The sequence below is a fragment of the Rhizobium sp. CG4 genome, assembly GCF_023701965.1.
GTDB lineage: Bacteria > Pseudomonadota > Alphaproteobacteria > Rhizobiales > Rhizobiaceae > Agrobacterium.
Genome location: NZ_JABAEG010000003.1, coordinates 1 through 16,148 on the forward strand (window position 1 = coordinate 1; position 16,148 = coordinate 16,148).

Sequence of the window (16,148 nt, forward strand, 5' to 3'; positions counted from 1 at the left end):
AAGCCACGAAAAACCGCCGGCGACAAAACGCTCAATAACCAATGGTAGACGTCCCACCAGAAAATCAAGGCCACGCTCGCACAACATGCTCGCTCAGAAAATCCAAATAGGCGCGTACCCGGCCAGATAATGGTCTCGAACCACCATAGACACACCAGATAACCTCGACATCGCCTGGGTTATAATCGTCCAGAACAGACACAAGTCTGCCCGCTTCAATATCTTCCTCCACATGAAAACCGCCAACACGCCCCAAGCCTAAACCCTCAAGGCACAATCGCCGCATCGCCTTGACGAAATCATTGTAGGCGCGCAGCGGAGACCGAACAACACGACGGCCGGCGCCAAAAAAGGCAGCACAACGTGCTGCACCACTTCTTATGATCGGCCCGGCGCGAAAGGCAGGGCGGAATAGAGCTGATCGATCGACTTGCTTGCACCTCAGAGGGCGACAATGACCGCAATGTAAGCGCCGCCTCTCAACCAGGTCGCAGAATAACTCTGCGCGCGCGGCCTCCGGAGGCGAACTGGAAGGCGCAAACCTACATCACGGGGCAAACCTCAATCACCTAAAAGCAAAAGTCGGACGGGCCACAGAGGCATAGGAACCGCTGCGCAACGAGCCAGCTCCTATGTCATAGTGGACGAACGAAACGCTCAGAGAGAGGCGTACAAATCGCGATGAAGCAAAAGCAGAAAACAGGCGGCCAGCGTATCAGAATAGGTCCCGGTTTAATCGGGTAAAAAAATACAGCCGGAATCTAAAAGGCCGGAGCCACCTGCTTTGAAAAAGCACCGTTTGAAGAAACTGGCAAGGAACGACACTTCAAAGAAGAAGTGTCGACTGGAGTGAATAGGGTGAGGCGAAAAAAGGCGTCGAGCAACACGAAGTCAAAGAAAAATCTCCAGCGAAAAGAGAATAGGCGAGGAGAATGCGGCAGCACTAGACGGCCGGATTTCACTTCTGCTCCCGACAAGCCCATTCAGGAAAAATGCCCCCAGCGCCGGCCAGAGAAAAGCCGCCGATGGATATCTCCAGCGGCGGCCCTCAGTTACTTGGTTCAAGAAGCATCTGTCAAAAGACGAGCCTTATTCCCACTCGATCGTGCCAGGTGGCTTCGAGGTCACATCATAGACAACGCGATTGATACCGCGTACTTCGTTGATGATGCGCGTTGCTGCACGACCAAGGAATTCCATATCGTAGTGATAGAAATCGGCTGTCATACCATCTACGGAGGTTACAGCGCGCAGGGCGCAGACAAATTCGTATGTGCGGCCATCGCCCATGACGCCAACGGTTTGAACCGGCAGCAAAACGGCAAACGCCTGCCAGATAGCATCGTAAAGGCCAGCCTTGCGGATTTCATCCAAATAGATGGCATCAGCTTCGCGCAGGATTTCGAGCTTCTCGCGGGTAATACCGCCCGGACAACGAATGGCAAGACCAGGGCCTGGGAAAGGATGGCGGCCGATAAAGCTGTCCGGCAAGCCAAGTTCACGGCCAAGCACGCGCACTTCGTCCTTGAACAGTTCGCGCAGCGGCTCAACCAACTGCATGTTCATACGCTCAGGCAGACCGCCGACATTGTGGTGCGACTTGATGGTCACGGACGGGCCGCCGGTAAAGGAGACGCTTTCGATAACGTCAGGGTAAAGAGTGCCCTGGCCGAGGAAATCGGCGCCGCCAAGTTTCTTGGCCTCGTCCTCAAAGGTCTCAATGAACAGGCGACCAATAATCTTGCGTTTTGTCTCAGGATCGCTGACGCCTTCGAGCTCGCCGATAAAGCGATCAACAGCGTCAACGTGAACGAGATGCAGGTTGTAGTGTTCCTTGAACATGGCAACCACATTGGCTGCCTCGTCCTTGCGCATCAGGCCATGATCCACGAGGATACAGGTGAGCTGGTCACCAACGGCTTCATGGATGAGCAGCGCTGCGACAGAGCTGTCTACGCCGCCAGAGAGGGCACAGATAACACGCTTGTCGCCAACCTGGTCACGGATAGCCTGAACAGCTTTGGCACGGTAAGCCGACATCGACCAGTCGCCCTTGATGCCCGCAACCTTGTGAACAAAGTTGGAAATCAGTTTAGCGCCATCGGGCGTATGCACGACTTCCGGGTGGAACTGAACGGCGTAATATTTCTTCTTTTCGTTGGCGATGAATGCAAACGGCGCATTGGATGAGGTAGCAACCACCTCAAAACCGTCTGGCAGAGCCGTTACGCGATCACCATGGCTCATCCACACTTGGTGGCGAGAACCAACAGACCAGACGCCGTCAAACAGGGCGCAGTCCTTGTCGATCTCGAGGAAGGCACGACCGAATTCGCGGTGGTGCCCGCTTTCGACTTTGCCACCGAGCTGCATACACATGGTCTGCTGACCATAGCAGATACCAAAAACTGGAACGCCGCTATCGAACAGAACTGGTGCAGCGCGTGGGCTACCGTCTTCCAGTGTCGAGGCTGGGCTGCCAGAAAGGATAACCGCTTTGGGCTGCAGACGTTTGAAACCGTCCTCAGCTGATTGGAAGGGAACGATTTCGCAATACACGCCGGCTTCACGGACACGGCGCGCAATGAGCTGCGTGACCTGGCTACCGAAATCGATGATGAGAACGCTGTCGGGATGTGTTGTGTTTTCCATGGCGAGCCTTTAAAGAAATCCGGCAGATTAGGCAACTGTCAGATGACCCCAAACGGCAGAATTTCTGCGGTGAGGCAATGGTTCAAAGGGCAATCTGGCCCTGTTCAACCGCTGATGTCAGTCGATCAATGGCCAGCGCCAGCTTCTCATCGATGATATCAAGATATTCCGTCCAGTCATTGACGTGGTGAAGCTCTGCCTTGCCATCGGAAATTCCCCGCAAACCTACCATTGGAATGCCAAAATACTGGCAGGCGCGCAACACGGCAAAACTCTCCATCTCCACCATATCCGCGTCGATCGTGTCATAGGCGGAACCGGATACGATGTTGCCTCCGGTCGATAGTCGAGCACCCTCAATTCCGGGAATGAAAAACGGCAGCTTTACTTCCGCCGGAAGGTCGAGAAATGGCGTGCGGCCCTTCTCAAAGCCCAAGGGGGATGCGTCCATGTCGCGGTAGGAAATGGATGTTGCCTGGTAAACACTTGTTTGCTCCAAACTGCGCGAGCCGGCAGAGCCAAGTGAAACAACAAGGTCAGGCAGCTCACCTTTGGTCTTGAGCAGAGACAGGGCGGCGGTCAGGGACACAGCAGCTTCGACCGGTCCAACGCCAATCATCAGTGGCGATATTCTTGCTTTGAGGTGTGGGCCGTACTCCGCTTCTGCTGCCATGGCAAAAAGAATTGATTTCCCGGCAATATCAAGAAGTTGAAAATCCATATGACTATACCTTTCAACGTGCTGAAAGGCCTTTGTTTAGCCGATGAATATGACGATGCCTAGCGCATGGTATGGGCGCGGCGTATGACGGCGGCCTCACGCGATCCAAGTATATCGTTAACGAAAAATTTATGCGGGAAATAAAGTGAAAATATATATCGTTATATTTTCAGTGCATCACCTTGCGTGGTTTTAAGCAATATGGTGAGGCTTCAAGTGTTTTCAGGCTAGATGCGCCGAATCTTTCTCAACAGGGCGAGACAGATGTCTCGCCACGCAACAGGCTGTGGACTCGGAATTAAAGCTGCACCTTGTCGAAAGTAGCAGCATCGATACCAAGGGCTTCAAGGTCGGACTGCGCTGGCTTGCGGTGAGCGCGAACAGCGGCAGAAACCGATGCAGCGGCACCAAAGATAGCGATCGTCTGGCCAATGAAATTACGCGAATTCTTTGCGATATTACGCATTTTACTCTCCGTTTCTTTTACGCCCTAATAATGGTGCTTGAAGAGACTGTTTACAACCGATGATATAGCAGGCAAGCCATGCAGAAATGTTTGATCTCGCGCAAAAGCTGCTCGGGAAATTTGCACAGTCGCCAGAATTTGTTATGGATTGCATCTGTTTGATCAAGAATACGGGAAGCCGATGACAGTCACCATTTATGGCATCAAGAATTGCGACACGATGAAAAAGGCCCGCACGTGGCTGGAAGTGCACAACATCGATTATCGATTTCACGACTACAAGGCGGAAGGCATTGACCGTGCGCACCTTGAAAACTGGTGTGACAAGGCGGAATGGGAAACGGTGCTAAATCGCGCCGGCACGACCTTCAGAAATCTGGACGATGCATCTAAGGCTGATTTGTCGAGAGATAAGGCAGTTGCCCTCATGCTCGAACAACCCTCGATGATCAAACGTCCGGTGCTCGAAAAGGACGGAACCGTAACAGTCGGTTTTAAGCCTGAAATTTACGAGCGCCTGTTTTCCGCTTGAAGTGAGAAATAATGTCCAAGACCACGCGAGCAACGCAGGCTCTCAGCCAGAACAAGATCACGTTTTCGACCGTCACCTATGACTATGACCCCGGGGCGGATCGCATCGGTCTGCAGGCGGCAGAGGCGATCGGTGAGCCTCCGCATCGCGTTCTCAAGACATTGATGGCTGAATTGGACGGCAAACCTGTATGCGTCGTAGTTCCTTCAGATAAGGAAGTCAGCATGAAAAAGCTGGCATTGGCCTTTGGTGGCAAGTCGGCCCAGATGATGAAGCCTGCGGAAGCGGAGCGCATCACCGGTTACCACGTCGGGGGTATCAGCCCGTTTGGACAGAAAAAGAAAGTGCCAACAGCAGTTGAGCAGCAGGCGATGACTGAGGCGTATGTCTACATCAATGGTGGTCAGCGTGGCCTTCAGGTGCGCCTGTCGCCACAAGATGCTGTCACAACACTCAATGCCATTGTCGCCCCGATTGTCGCGGAATAGTTATTCTCAAGACAGGGTGGTGTTGCGGGTCGACGGAGAGAGGTGATTGTTCGCCGCCTGAAATTTATCACGTTCATGGTTCCCAAGTCGGGCCGCAGGCTCTAAGAATCCAGCCCTGCGTTCCGTTCTGGTAACAAAGTTCGAGGTAAATCATGACACTCTCATCTTCGTCATCCATTGATCCTGTCAAACTTGAAAAGCTGGCCGAAGTGGCCATCAAGGTGGGTCTGCAATTGCAGAAGGATCAGGATCTGGTCATCACGGCGCCGCTCGCTGCCCTGCCTCTGGTTCGGTTTTTGACCAAGCACGCCTATCTGGCTGGCAGCGGATTGGTGACGACATTCTATTCGGATGAGGAAACCACGCTGGCGCGTTATCGCTATGCCAGCGATGGCAATTTCGACAGAGCGTCCGGCTGGCTGTACGAAGGCATGGCAAAAGCCTATGCAAACGGCGCCGCACGCCTGGCTATTTCCGGCGACAATCCAATGCTGCTTTCGGCGGAAGATCCGGCAAAGGTTGCTCGCGCCAACAAGGCCAACTCCATGGCTTACAAACCTGCTTTGGAGAAGATTTCCAATTTTGATATCAACTGGAACATCATTTCCTACCCCAACCCTTCTTGGGCCAAGTTGGTATTTCCCGATGTGCCGGAAGACGAGGCGGTCAATAAACTGGCCGATGCGATATTTGCGGCCTCGCGTGTTGACGTGGCTGATCCAGTCGCTGCGTGGGTTCAGCACAATGCCAACCTTGCCAAGCGTTCAAAGTGGTTGAATGGCGAACGTTTCGCCAGCCTGCACTTTACCGGCCCCGGTACGGATGTGACGATCGGCCTTGCTGATGGCCATGAATGGCATGGCGGTGCATCGACGGCAAAAAATGGCGTGACCTGCAATCCGAATATTCCGACCGAAGAAGTGTTCACCACACCGCATGCGCTGCGGGTCGATGGTTATGTCTCGAGTACCAAACCTTTGTCGCATCAGGGCACCTTGATCGACAACATCCAGGTGAAGTTTGAGGCTGGCCGTATCGTAGAGGCCAAGGCAAGCAAGGGTGAAGAGGTCCTGAACAAGGTACTGGATACAGACGAAGGTGCTCGCCGGTTGGGCGAGGTGGCGCTGGTGCCACATTCTTCGCCGATCTCGGCCAGCGGCATTCTGTTCTACAACACGCTGTTTGATGAAAATGCATCCTGCCACATTGCCCTTGGCCAATGCTATTCAAAGTGCTTCCTTGATGGTACCTCGCTCAGCCAGGAGCAGATCAAGGCCCAAGGCGGCAATTCAAGCCTTATTCACATCGACTGGATGATCGGTTCCGACAAGGTCGATATCGATGGTGTTCGCGCAGACGGTACGAAGGTGCCCGTCATGCGCAAGGGCGAATGGGCCTGATCTTTATCGGGGCATCTGGCTGCGCTGACTTAACCAGACGCTGCCCAGCACCATTATGAAGCCGACAATTTGGACTGGCGCTAGGCTTTGACCAAGCGCCAGCCAGCCGAGCAATGTTGCGACCAGTGGGCTAAGAAAGCCAAGAGAAGCAGCGGCTGACGGTTCAATACGGGAGAGCCCGCGGAACCAGAGCAGATAGGTGAATGCTGCACCTATCAGGCCGAGATAGGCAATACCCAGAATATTTGCTGTGCTGGGCGTCGGCAGAGCTGGCTCCAGCAGCAGCGCCACTGGTACAAGCAAAATTCCACCGGCTGTCAATTGCCACGCTGTAAAGGTTAGACTGGAAACTGCCGGTTGCCAGCGACGCGTCAGAACCGTGCCAAACGCCATCGATACCGCACCTGCGATACCCGCAGCGACACCGATGGGATCAAGCGCGGCCTGAGGTGTCAAAACCAGCAGTGCCACGCCCGCTATGCCGATCAGGCCAGCAACAATCGCAAGAAAACGGATTGGCGTGCCAAGGAAGACGCGTGAAAGGGCAATCACGATCAAAGGCTGAACTGCGCCAACTGTAGCGGCGACACCGCCGGGCAATCGGTATGCTGAGACAAATAGCATGGCCCAGAAGAACGAGAAGTTAAGGCTTCCGAGAAGGAAGCTGCGCCCCCACCAGATACCGTTTGGCAGTTTTCTCACCAGCAACATTAAAAGCAGGCCAGCGGGGAGGGCGCGCAACATAGCAACTGTTAATGGGTAGCCGTGCGGCAAGAACGACGTGGTGACAAAATAGGTGCTACCCCAGATCGCTGGGGCAATGGCCGTCGCTGCAACATCGGTTGTGTATCGGAAATTTCGCATCATAAAACAATCTCTACATCAAGATAAATCAGGATTGATGTATTTTGTCTTGATGTCAAGATAATATTGGTGGCCAGTCACTTTGGAGTTTGGGCGGGGATGCTGAATGCAGGTCGAATGCGAACTCCCGACCGCGTTCGCAGAACACAGGCAGTGTAGCGGCTGAATTGACCTGAACCACCTTCTGAGAAACCTGTATCTCTGCTGCATTCAGTCAGTTGCATTTAGCGTTGTCGGGGTAAGGTGGCCGAGGAAGAAAAGGATTGTGTCGTCCTGATCGTCGATTTGCTGGATCGGCGTGATGACCGTGCCCTAGAACACGACAAGACCACGCAGCGGTCGCCCGGTGAGTTTGGGCAAGCCTGGACAATCTTTCACTTGTATTGCCGCCGATAGTGCATTGGGAATCCTGCTACTCGGCAATTCACTGCATAATTTTTTCCTAAATTAGGCTGCGATTTGGCGAATTATGCCGTAACGTGACCTTGCACATATCAACGAACTCTTGTACGCAATAATCCATAAACCTGTAGTACAGGTTGGAGGAGAAATGTTTACAGAGGTTTCGCAGGACCTTGGCCTTGTCAGTGGTGCCATCAGCGCCATCACCCGCCATATCAGAGAAAATGAATTGGCTCCGGGTGAAAAATTGCCAAGCGAAATGACGCTGTCGCAGCAGCTTGGTGTGTCGCGCACCGTTGTGCGTGAGGCATTCCGGTCGCTCTCCGCCATGCGGCTGATTGATATGAGTCCCGGCAAGCGTGCAACAGTTGCCACGCTTGATCATGGTGCAATGTCGCTGATGTTCGAACATGGCATTCATACCGAACAGATCACTATTCAGCAGATCTACGATGTTCGTCGTACCATAGAGGTGCGGACGGTTACGCTGGCTGCGCTACGCCGCACCGACAGCGAGGCGCTGGACATTCTGCACCATGCCAACCAGATGGAAGTGGATTTTGGCCACAATGAAAAGGTCATGGAACACGACCTCGCCTTCCATCTTGCCGTTGCAAAAGCCTCTAAAAATCCGGTGTTTGAGCTCATTCTGGGTGCGTTTCAGAATGTCACACGCCAGACATGGCCGATTGGCTGGAAAAGCCGCACATCGGACGAACAACGCCATGCGGCAGGCCAACTTCACATTGCCATCGGGCAGGCCATTGCCGCAGGTGATCCGCAAATCGCCGCGACATTGATGGCGAAACATTTCGACGAGAGCGTGCACGCACTCATCGCAGCAGGAATAGCATAATCTGTCTTATGTGGTTCAGGGGCAGCTGATTTTCCCTGAACCGCTTTCCAGGAGGAAATCCATGAAAATTACGAAACTTGAAACCGTCCGCGTCGCGGAACGGGCGAACCTTCTATGGGTATTGGTTCACACAGACGAAGGCATAACCGGTCTGGGTGAAACCTTCTACGGTGCTGAAACCGTCGAAGCCTATGTTCATGAATATATTGCACCACGCGTGATCGGGCGTAATCCGCTGGAGATCGACTTGTTGGCGCAGGATCTGGTCGGTTACCTCGGTTTCCGGTCTTCCGGTGCCGAAGTACGCGGAAACTCGGCGTTTGACATCGCGCTTTGGGATATTTTCGGCAAGGTAACGAACCAGCCGATTGCCCAGCTCCTTGGCGGTTTCAGCCGCAAGGAAATCCGCACCTACAACACCTGCGCAGGCACGGAATATATCAAAAAAGCGACCGGTCAGCAGACCGGCAATTACGGCCTGTCCGGCGGCAAGGAATATGACGATCTCAACGGCTTCCTGCACAATGCCGATGAGCTTGCGCATTCACTGCTGGAAGAAGGCATCACAGCCATGAAAATCTGGCCGTTTGACGCGGCCGCCGAAAAGACCCGTGGTCAGTATATCTCGATGCCGGATCTGAAAAGCGCACTGGTACCGTTTGAGAAAATCCGCAAGGCCGTTGGCGACAAAATGGACATCATGGTGGAGTTCCACTCCATGTGGCAACTTCTGCCCGCCATGCAGATTGCCAAGGCACTGGAGCCCTACAACACCTTCTGGCACGAAGACCCGATCAAAATGGACAGCCTGTCCAGCCTCGCACGTTACGCTGCCGTATCGCCAGCACCAATTTCGGCGTCTGAAACGCTCGGCTCTCGTTGGGCGTTCCGTGACCTGCTGGAAACCGGTGCCGCTGGCGTGATGATGCTGGATATCAGCTGGTGCGGTGGTATTTCAGAAGCCCGCAAGATCGCTTCCATGGCTGAAGCCTGGCATCTGCCGGTCGCGCCGCATGATTGCACCGGTCCGGTTGTGCTGTGCGCTTCTACCCACCTCTCGCTCAACGCGCCAAACGCATTGGTTCAGGAAAGTGTCCGTGCCTTCTACAAGACTTGGTACCGCGATCTGGTGACGGCGTTGCCTGAAGTGAAAAACGGCATGATCACTGTGCCACCCGGTGCCGGCCTCGGCATGGAACTGCACCCGGATCTCGAGAAGGCCTTCACCGTCAGCCGTCGTTTCTCGGATGCCAATTCGATCTAAACCGATCATTCATCGCGCAAAGTTGCCAGCCAGCTTTGCGCGATGACCTTTAGAACAGGCTGCCCTGATCCGTCGGAGTGGATAATGCTGGCTTTGCCGTCTTCTTTTTAGGCGCCGACGTCTCCGTTGGAGATGCAGCCCCGGTCTCATCCGTGGTAACGGCTGACACACGACCATCGGCAAATTCCATTGACACAAACATGCCGCTGCTTACGGCTTCGGCGCGCGTTAATGTACGGTTTTCCTCATCGCGGATGACAGCATAACCGCGTTTCAGAACATTTTTATAAGACAGAGATTGTAGAATACGCTCATGTGCCGCCAGTCCTGAGCGGTTCTGTGCCATGCGGTGCAGAACCGCTGTATCGGCGCGCCGCGAAATACCCGTAACCCGTTCTTTTTGGCGTTCAACTTGCCCCAGCAGCCGCACAGGCAAGGTGCGTAGGGCGGAATCAAACGACGATACGCGAGCGGTAGCCTGCAACAGCCGACGTTCAACAATCCGATCAGCCCGCTGCATACGCTCAGTAAGCGCCTGACGCTGCACTTGCAGGCGGTGAACCAGCATGTCCAACCGCAGGCCCGAGGCGATGCGTTCAAAGGCGCGTCGCTTGTTCAGCGTATTCAACTCAAGCCCGCGACCAAGTCCACTGGCAGCCTCGTCAAAACGACGACGGGGCAGGGCCAGAAGCTGGTCTAGCGAAGGCAATGCACGAACCAGCGCCCGCAGACCCTGGCGACGATTGTCCATTTGCCGTGTCGTTGAACCAGCAAGTCGTGCAGCAAGTCCAGCAAGCTGCGCTTGCAAATCTGCACGAACAGGAACCGCCATTTCGGCAGCACCGGTTGGTGTTGGTGCACGCACATCGGCTGCGTGGTCTATTAGCGTCCAGTCGGTTTCGTGGCCAACGGCAGATATCAGCGGAATATCGCTGTCAGCGGCTGCACGAACCACAATTTCGTCGTTGAAGCTCCATAGGTCTTCAAGGCTGCCGCCGCCGCGCGCAACGATCAGTACATCCGGTCTGGCAATAGCGCTGCCGGGGGCGATCGCATTAAAGCCCCTGATGGCATTTGCAATTTCCTCTCCCGAACCGTCACCTTGCACTTTCACCGGCCATACAATGACGTGAACCGGAAAACGATCGGCAATACGGTGAAGGATGTCGCGAATAACTGCTCCGGTGGGCGAAGTTACGACGCCTATAACCCTGGGCATGAACGGCAGCAGTTGTTTTCGCCCCTGATCAAACAGCCCTTCGGCAGCAAGCCGGCGGCGACGTTCTTCTAGAAGCGCCATCAACGCACCGGCGCCGGCCGGTTCCAGGTTTTCGATAACGATCTGGTACTTGGACGAGCCAGGGAATGTGGTGATCTTGCCCGTGGCAATCACTTCCATGCCTTCTTCCGGCCGGAACTTCAGCTTGCTGAAACTGCCTTTCCAGATCACTGCATCGATCCGCGCCTTGTCGTCCTTCAAGGAGAAGTACGCATGGCCCGAAGAATGTGGCCCACGATAACCGGAAATCTCACCGCGCACCCGCACATGATCAAACGCCGTCTCAACCGTCCGCTTGATGGAACCGGATAGTTCCGAAACGGAAAACTCGGTGAGATTGCTGCCAGAATCGCTCTCGAAAAAATTGCTCATTCCCGTTTCTAGCCAATGATGACCGGTTTGTGAACGTTTATGGAGAGATTGTAACGTGACGATTAATGACGGTGAAACCATAACCCTACAAAGGGCTGAAACCTGCTTGCTTCCATGACCTATCGCAATGTTTCTTTAGGATATGCGGGCCATTTTGAGGTCAGTTAAAGTCGCACAGGAGGCGGACAAATGATCTTCTTAACCGCCATGGTTTTGGGCATGACAGCCGTTATGCTTCGCTCGGCATTTTGCATCATCCTCATCTGTTTGATGATCGGTGGCACCTTCGCAGCTGCAGCTTTTGTCTCAGCCGGTCCTGTCGCCTTCTTGCCGTTGGTGATCGCTGTTGCCGGATACAATACCGGTATCATCAGCCTGCTTTGCGGCATGCTGCTGGTTCACAGACTGCGCGCCGCCTAACACTCAAGTCATCACCCAACAGGTCCGCCTCAGGGGCGAACCGTGTAAAGCTGCAGGCTGGACGTTTCATCCTTGGGCAGAGCCTCCAGATAATCCGGGACAACACCACGCGCCAGCGACGCGTACAGCCCATCCGGTGCCGCTTCGACAAGATTTTTCGTGCCGATATCACTGGTGCAGAAGGCAAGAATGCCAACATCTGCACCACGCAGGAAAGCCTCTGCTTCCGTGGGCGATGACAGGCCGATATGGATTTCTGCCAGCATGCCACCCTGATTGCGGTGATAAGGTGCGCTGAGCACCCTGTGATCGGTAAATCGAAGGATAGGGGCGCCGCTATCGACAGGGGCCGCGACAACGGTAGCTGGCAGGTGTGCCAATTGCGCGAAATCGCCTCTGCTCACGCAGGCTGTGTTACCTCCGACGGCAGCAACTGTGCGACCGCTAATCATATTCCACCCGGTAATCGACCAAGAGGCCGCCAGAGCCCAGATCAGCGGCGTGGAAATGGCAAACAGCAGAAGATAGCCGAAGCTTGCACCAGAAGACCGTTTTTGCATTGCTGCTTCGCGCAGGTTCGCAATCGTAACCGCGAGAACGGGAATGGAAATCAGATTTGCGAAAATTGCGACGCGAAGCTGGATCAATGAAATTACCCAGCAGATCAGGATCAGAAGAAACAGCACTGCGTGAGGAAGGGCCTTGTGACCGCTGGTAATTCGGTAAAGGCAGAGCCCCATAGCCAGCAAGCCCGCCGCATAAAATGCACCAAGTCCCTCCGGCTCGATCCGTGCCTGCGCAACGAAACTGCGCGCCTCACCCACATTGTTGAGCCATAATTTGACCAGCAGCGGATCGAGGTTTGCAAGTGGGCTTTGCAGGCACTGTGGTGCCAGCACCGATGCTGTGCTGAGAATGGCAACGCCATTGATCGCCAGAAGTGCGAAGCGTTTTGTCCTGGAAAGAGTTGAGGCGGCGCTGGCGGAAAGGAAAAGTAGCGTTCCACCGATTGCGGACAGCCCGTAAAAGCCGAGAGAAAGGCTGTCGCAGGTTACCAGTGAATAGGATGACGATGGAACGGTTAGAAAGAACAGGGCTGATATCGTGAGCGTCAGAGAAAGGCCGAACGCCTTGGCAGCAGCGCGGAATGCTTCACCAATGATGGCCCACGACAAGGCGACCGCAAGAGCCGTTGCTGCAATCAGCGGCGTTGTTTCTGCACCAATTGCAATGGCAAAGGCGGCACAAGCACCGGCCACCGCGTAGTTTGAGGCTCGAAGTTTGGGGTCAAGAAGCATGGCGACAATCACCATCGTCAGCACAAGCTGCACATTGTGATGGTCAATCGCACCGGGATAGAAGCGACTGCTGCCGAACGCGAGCAGGGCGGCCATCAGCAGGCTGATATGCATGGTGGCTTCTCCACCCATGCGACGACCGGCAAGAGCCGTTGCTGCAAAAAGCGGAAACAGCAGCGAAAGTGGCCAGACAGCAAGTGCGACCCTCTCCGCACCTTCAGGCGATAGGAACAGGCCAAAAAAGCTGATCAAGGCGGCGATGGGCACATCGATGACGCGCGACCAGTGCATCAGCGTTCCGCCGGTGAGGCCAAGCCTATATTGCATCAGGTCAAACCATCCCTGACCGGCAAGCAGGTCGCGTACTTCCACCAGACGCATTGTGTCGTCATTATCGAGGCCGACATAATCCGTTGCCGTGAACAGGTTACCGAAGAAAATAATACCGGCCGTGATCAGGAAATAGGCCAGCACAATAAGCCAGAAACGCCCATTGGAGAGAGTGCTGCCGTTTGCCTCTGTCAGGTTGGACCTGCATGTTTCCCTCGAAAGTCCCGGCAGGGTCTCGTCTGTCATGCTGTTATTTTCCGTATGTGTTTACTAGTCTCTTCAACCTAGATTTAACCTTCTCAAGAAATAGTAAAACGGGCTGGTTCTTGTTCTCCGGCTGAAGATTTTCTGTTGTATTGAGTAGAAATCATGACCTTTGCGCCCAGCAGCGATGTAACCGTGGCCGTGTTATTGCCGTGCTATAATGAAGCGGCAACGATTGCCGGTGTCGTGAGAGGTTTTCGCGAGGCTCTGCCAAGTGCCCGCATCGTGGTCTATGACAACAACTCCACTGATGGGACGGCCCTGCAGGCTATGTTGGCGGGCGCGGAAGTTCTGCGTGAGCGCCGTCAGGGCAAAGGTCACGTCGTGCGCCGCATGTTCGCAGACATCGAAGCCGATATCTACGTTATGGCGGATGGAGACGGCACTTATTCTCCAGCAGATGCCGAAGAACTGATCCGCACATTGCTGACGGAACGCGCCGATATGGTCGTGGGTACACGACGTGGCGTCACGGCTGATGCGGGACGTCAGGGCCACGCTGCTGGCAATCGTATGTTCAATATCCTGTATCGCAGTATCTTTGGCACCGATTTTACCGATATTTTCTCCGGCTACCGGGCGTTTTCTCGACGTTTCGTAAAAAGCTTTCCGGCGGTGTCGGCAGGCTTTGAAATTGAAACCGAAATGTCGGTGCATGCATCGCGTCTCAAGTTACCGGTATGTGAGCTGGAGCTGGATTACGGTCGCCGCCCGGAAGGATCGCACTCCAAACTTTCCACCTACAAGGACGGTCTGCGCATTCTATGGATGTTCGCCATGCTGATGAAGGAGACCCGGCCTTTCGCGTTCTTCTCGATGACAAGCGCGGTAACGCTGTCGATCAGCATGGCCTTTATGACGCCGGTTCTGGCGGAGTATTTCGCCACAGGTCTGGTCTCGAAAATGCCGACCTGGGTTCTCTCCATGGCTCTGCTGATGATTTCGTTCCTGATATTTACAGCCGGTCTGGTTCTCGATTCCGTTGCGCGCTCGCGTAATGAACAGCTGCGCATCCATTATCTGAATCAGAAACAAATATCGTCCAAAGCCCTTGCCGAAACACCTGTCCCGCGCCAGAACGGCAACGACAAGGATGTGAGGGTGGCGTGAAAAAACTTTTCTGGTTTGTGATAGCGGGCGGCTCGGGTTTTGCCGTGGATGCCGGCGTAACGCTGTTGCTGATCGCCTACACGCCAGCTGGTCCCTTCATCGCCCGTATTTTTGCGATTGCCACCGCCATGCTGTTCACTTGGCTGGTCAATCGCCATGTCACCTTTGGCAAGTCGGATCGCCGTGTTTTGCATGAGGGCTTTTTATATGCCTTTGTTGGCATCGTCGCGGCCCTGATCAATTACGGCATTTACGCTCTTCTTTTGCTGCGCAATCCCGACCTGCAACCGTTCATCGCGCTGTTTCTGTCATCGCTGTCGGCAATGGCATTCAGCTACTTCGGTTACTCACGGTTCGTCTTTCGTCGCCGCGAAGGTGGCTGATTGCGCTAAAGGACACGGAAACGGCCTACACCGTTTCCCAACCATCCTTGTCAGCCGCGCGATAAATCGCATCGATAAAACGCTGGCTGTTTTTAGAGCTTTCGAGTGACACGACATCGGCATCGCCGCCCTTTGCGGCCGCCGCAAAGGCTTCAATTTCGCATCGGTATTGGCGGCTGTCCTGAAAACGGAAAATCTGTGACAGGCCATGGCTCTGGTTGGTCAACTCGACCTCCTCGGCGCCGTAACGGTCGGCATTGAAGGGTGATTTTACCTCAATGAAACCTTCGGTGCCGTGGAACACCATGACCTGGCGGTTGGCCATCTGTGTCGAGACATAAAAGCTCAGTTCAAAATCACCGAAGTCAGCTTTGACGCTGGAATAGATATCGGTTCCGAAAACCGGGTCACGCTCCACCACGGCCTGCACGCGCTTCGGCTCCTTGCCGGTCGCGAAACGGGTGGTGATGGTGGGGTATACGCCGATATCGGGAAGGGCGCCGCCACCAAGTTCCGGAATATTGCGCATATTGCCCGGATCGCGATTGAAATAGCTAAATGCGCCCTGCACATGTTTCAGCGTGCCAATCGCGCCAGAGGAGAGCAGTTCGCGCACTTTCAGCCATACAGGAGCGTAGGTCACCATATAGGCTTCCGACACTAGCACCTTGTTGCGATCACGCGCGGCAATCAGGTTGTCGACCTCATCGGCCTTCAGGGCAATCGGCTTTTCGCACAATACATGTTTGCCAGCGTCAGCAGCCTTGATCGTCCATTCAACATGCTGGGAAGTGGGCAAAGGAATGTAGACGGCATCGATGACGTCGGAGGCCAGCATTTCCTCGTAGGAACCAAAGGCGTGTGGCACCGAAAAGCGGTCTGCCAATTGACGTGCTTTGGCAAGATCGCGGCTGGCAATCGCTGTGACAACGGCATTTTCCGCATCTTGAATGGCAGGAATAACCAGATCCCGGCCGATTTTCGCTGTCGACAGAATTCCAAAACGTAGCATGCTCATCTCCCTAGAATGTGGACAGCACCTTAGCA

The 16,148-nt window shown here is 54.5% G+C and carries 15 protein-coding genes and 1 pseudogene; 8 read left to right on the forward strand and 8 right to left on the reverse strand.

Features of this window, described 5'->3' with window-relative positions; all coding sequences use genetic code 11:
* Positions 1 to 64: 64 nt before the first annotated feature.
* The 4 genes and pseudogenes from HGO37_RS10235 to HGO37_RS10250 form a co-directional block, all read right to left on the reverse strand.
* Positions 65 to 289, reverse strand: a pseudogene (locus HGO37_RS10235) (LysR substrate-binding domain-containing protein); the annotation flags it as partial.
* A gap of 800 nt (positions 290 to 1,089) precedes the next feature.
* Positions 1,090 to 2,652, reverse strand: a complete 1,563-nt coding sequence (guaA, locus tag HGO37_RS10240) for a glutamine-hydrolyzing GMP synthase (RefSeq protein ID WP_250983260.1) — start codon at positions 2,650 to 2,652, stop codon at positions 1,090 to 1,092.
* Between the two features lie 82 nt (positions 2,653 to 2,734).
* Positions 2,735 to 3,373, reverse strand: coding sequence for a 5'-methylthioadenosine/S-adenosylhomocysteine nucleosidase (locus HGO37_RS10245; RefSeq protein WP_250983261.1), 639 nt, complete (start codon positions 3,371 to 3,373; stop codon positions 2,735 to 2,737).
* A 298-nt stretch (positions 3,374 to 3,671) separates the two neighbouring features.
* Positions 3,672 to 3,839 carry a hypothetical protein gene (locus HGO37_RS10250; protein ID WP_250983262.1) on the reverse strand — a complete coding sequence of 56 codons (168 nt, stop codon included), beginning with the start codon at positions 3,837 to 3,839 and terminating at the stop codon, positions 3,672 to 3,674.
* Between the two features lie 181 nt (positions 3,840 to 4,020).
* Between HGO37_RS10250 and HGO37_RS10255 the strand changes: the two genes are divergently transcribed.
* The 3 genes from HGO37_RS10255 to HGO37_RS10265 all read left to right on the forward strand — a co-directional run bounded on the left by HGO37_RS10255 (position 4,021) and on the right by HGO37_RS10265 (position 6,259).
* Entirely contained in the window at positions 4,021 to 4,371 is a 351-nt protein-coding gene (locus tag HGO37_RS10255) for an ArsC family reductase (RefSeq protein WP_250983263.1), read from the forward strand.
* A gap of 11 nt (positions 4,372 to 4,382) precedes the next feature.
* Entirely contained in the window at positions 4,383 to 4,859 is a 477-nt protein-coding gene (gene ybaK, locus HGO37_RS10260) for a Cys-tRNA(Pro) deacylase (RefSeq protein ID WP_250983264.1), read from the forward strand.
* 152 nt (positions 4,860 to 5,011) lie between these two features.
* Positions 5,012 to 6,259: an aminopeptidase gene (locus HGO37_RS10265; RefSeq protein ID WP_250983265.1), complete on the forward strand. Its 1,248-nt coding sequence runs from the start codon at positions 5,012 to 5,014 to the stop codon at positions 6,257 to 6,259.
* A gap of 3 nt (positions 6,260 to 6,262) precedes the next feature.
* On the opposite strand, the gene HGO37_RS10270 is transcribed toward HGO37_RS10265, so the two are convergent.
* Positions 6,263 to 7,126: an EamA family transporter gene (locus HGO37_RS10270; protein WP_250983266.1), complete on the reverse strand. Its 864-nt coding sequence runs from the start codon at positions 7,124 to 7,126 to the stop codon at positions 6,263 to 6,265.
* Positions 7,127 to 7,673: 547 nt separating this feature from the next.
* Between HGO37_RS10270 and HGO37_RS10275 the strand changes: the two genes are divergently transcribed.
* Both HGO37_RS10275 and HGO37_RS10280 read left to right on the forward strand, forming a co-directional pair.
* Complete coding sequence (locus HGO37_RS10275; RefSeq protein ID WP_250983267.1) at positions 7,674 to 8,381, forward strand: FadR/GntR family transcriptional regulator; 708 nt, start codon at positions 7,674 to 7,676, stop codon at positions 8,379 to 8,381.
* A gap of 61 nt (positions 8,382 to 8,442) precedes the next feature.
* Positions 8,443 to 9,645, forward strand: coding sequence for a mandelate racemase/muconate lactonizing enzyme family protein (locus HGO37_RS10280; protein ID WP_192486594.1), 1,203 nt, complete (start codon positions 8,443 to 8,445; stop codon positions 9,643 to 9,645).
* A 49-nt stretch (positions 9,646 to 9,694) separates the two neighbouring features.
* Here the strand turns inward: HGO37_RS10280 and xseA are convergent, their stop codons facing one another.
* Positions 9,695 to 11,296 carry an exodeoxyribonuclease VII large subunit gene (gene xseA / locus HGO37_RS10285; protein WP_250983268.1) on the reverse strand — a complete coding sequence of 534 codons (1,602 nt, stop codon included), beginning with the start codon at positions 11,294 to 11,296 and terminating at the stop codon, positions 9,695 to 9,697.
* 189 nt (positions 11,297 to 11,485) lie between these two features.
* Here xseA and HGO37_RS10290 point away from each other — a divergent pair, with 189 nt between their 5' ends.
* Positions 11,486 to 11,716 carry a hypothetical protein gene (locus tag HGO37_RS10290; RefSeq protein ID WP_250983269.1) on the forward strand — a complete coding sequence of 77 codons (231 nt, stop codon included), beginning with the start codon at positions 11,486 to 11,488 and terminating at the stop codon, positions 11,714 to 11,716.
* Between the two features lie 29 nt (positions 11,717 to 11,745).
* On the opposite strand, the gene HGO37_RS10295 is transcribed toward HGO37_RS10290, so the two are convergent.
* Positions 11,746 to 13,590: a hypothetical protein gene (locus tag HGO37_RS10295; RefSeq protein WP_250983270.1), complete on the reverse strand. Its 1,845-nt coding sequence runs from the start codon at positions 13,588 to 13,590 to the stop codon at positions 11,746 to 11,748.
* Between the two features lie 123 nt (positions 13,591 to 13,713).
* On the opposite strand from HGO37_RS10295, the gene HGO37_RS10300 reads away from it, so the two are divergent.
* Entirely contained in the window at positions 13,714 to 14,718 is a 1,005-nt protein-coding gene (locus HGO37_RS10300) for a glycosyltransferase (RefSeq protein WP_250983271.1), read from the forward strand.
* Positions 14,715 to 15,101, forward strand: coding sequence for a GtrA family protein (locus HGO37_RS10305; protein ID WP_250983272.1), 387 nt, complete (start codon positions 14,715 to 14,717; stop codon positions 15,099 to 15,101). The genes HGO37_RS10300 and HGO37_RS10305 overlap by 4 nt, the downstream gene beginning before the upstream one ends.
* Before the next feature lie 25 nt (positions 15,102 to 15,126).
* On the opposite strand, the gene HGO37_RS10310 is transcribed toward HGO37_RS10305, so the two are convergent.
* Positions 15,127 to 16,113, reverse strand: a complete 987-nt coding sequence (locus HGO37_RS10310; protein ID WP_250983273.1) for a Gfo/Idh/MocA family protein — start codon at positions 16,111 to 16,113, stop codon at positions 15,127 to 15,129.
* Positions 16,114 to 16,148 lie beyond the last annotated feature (35 nt).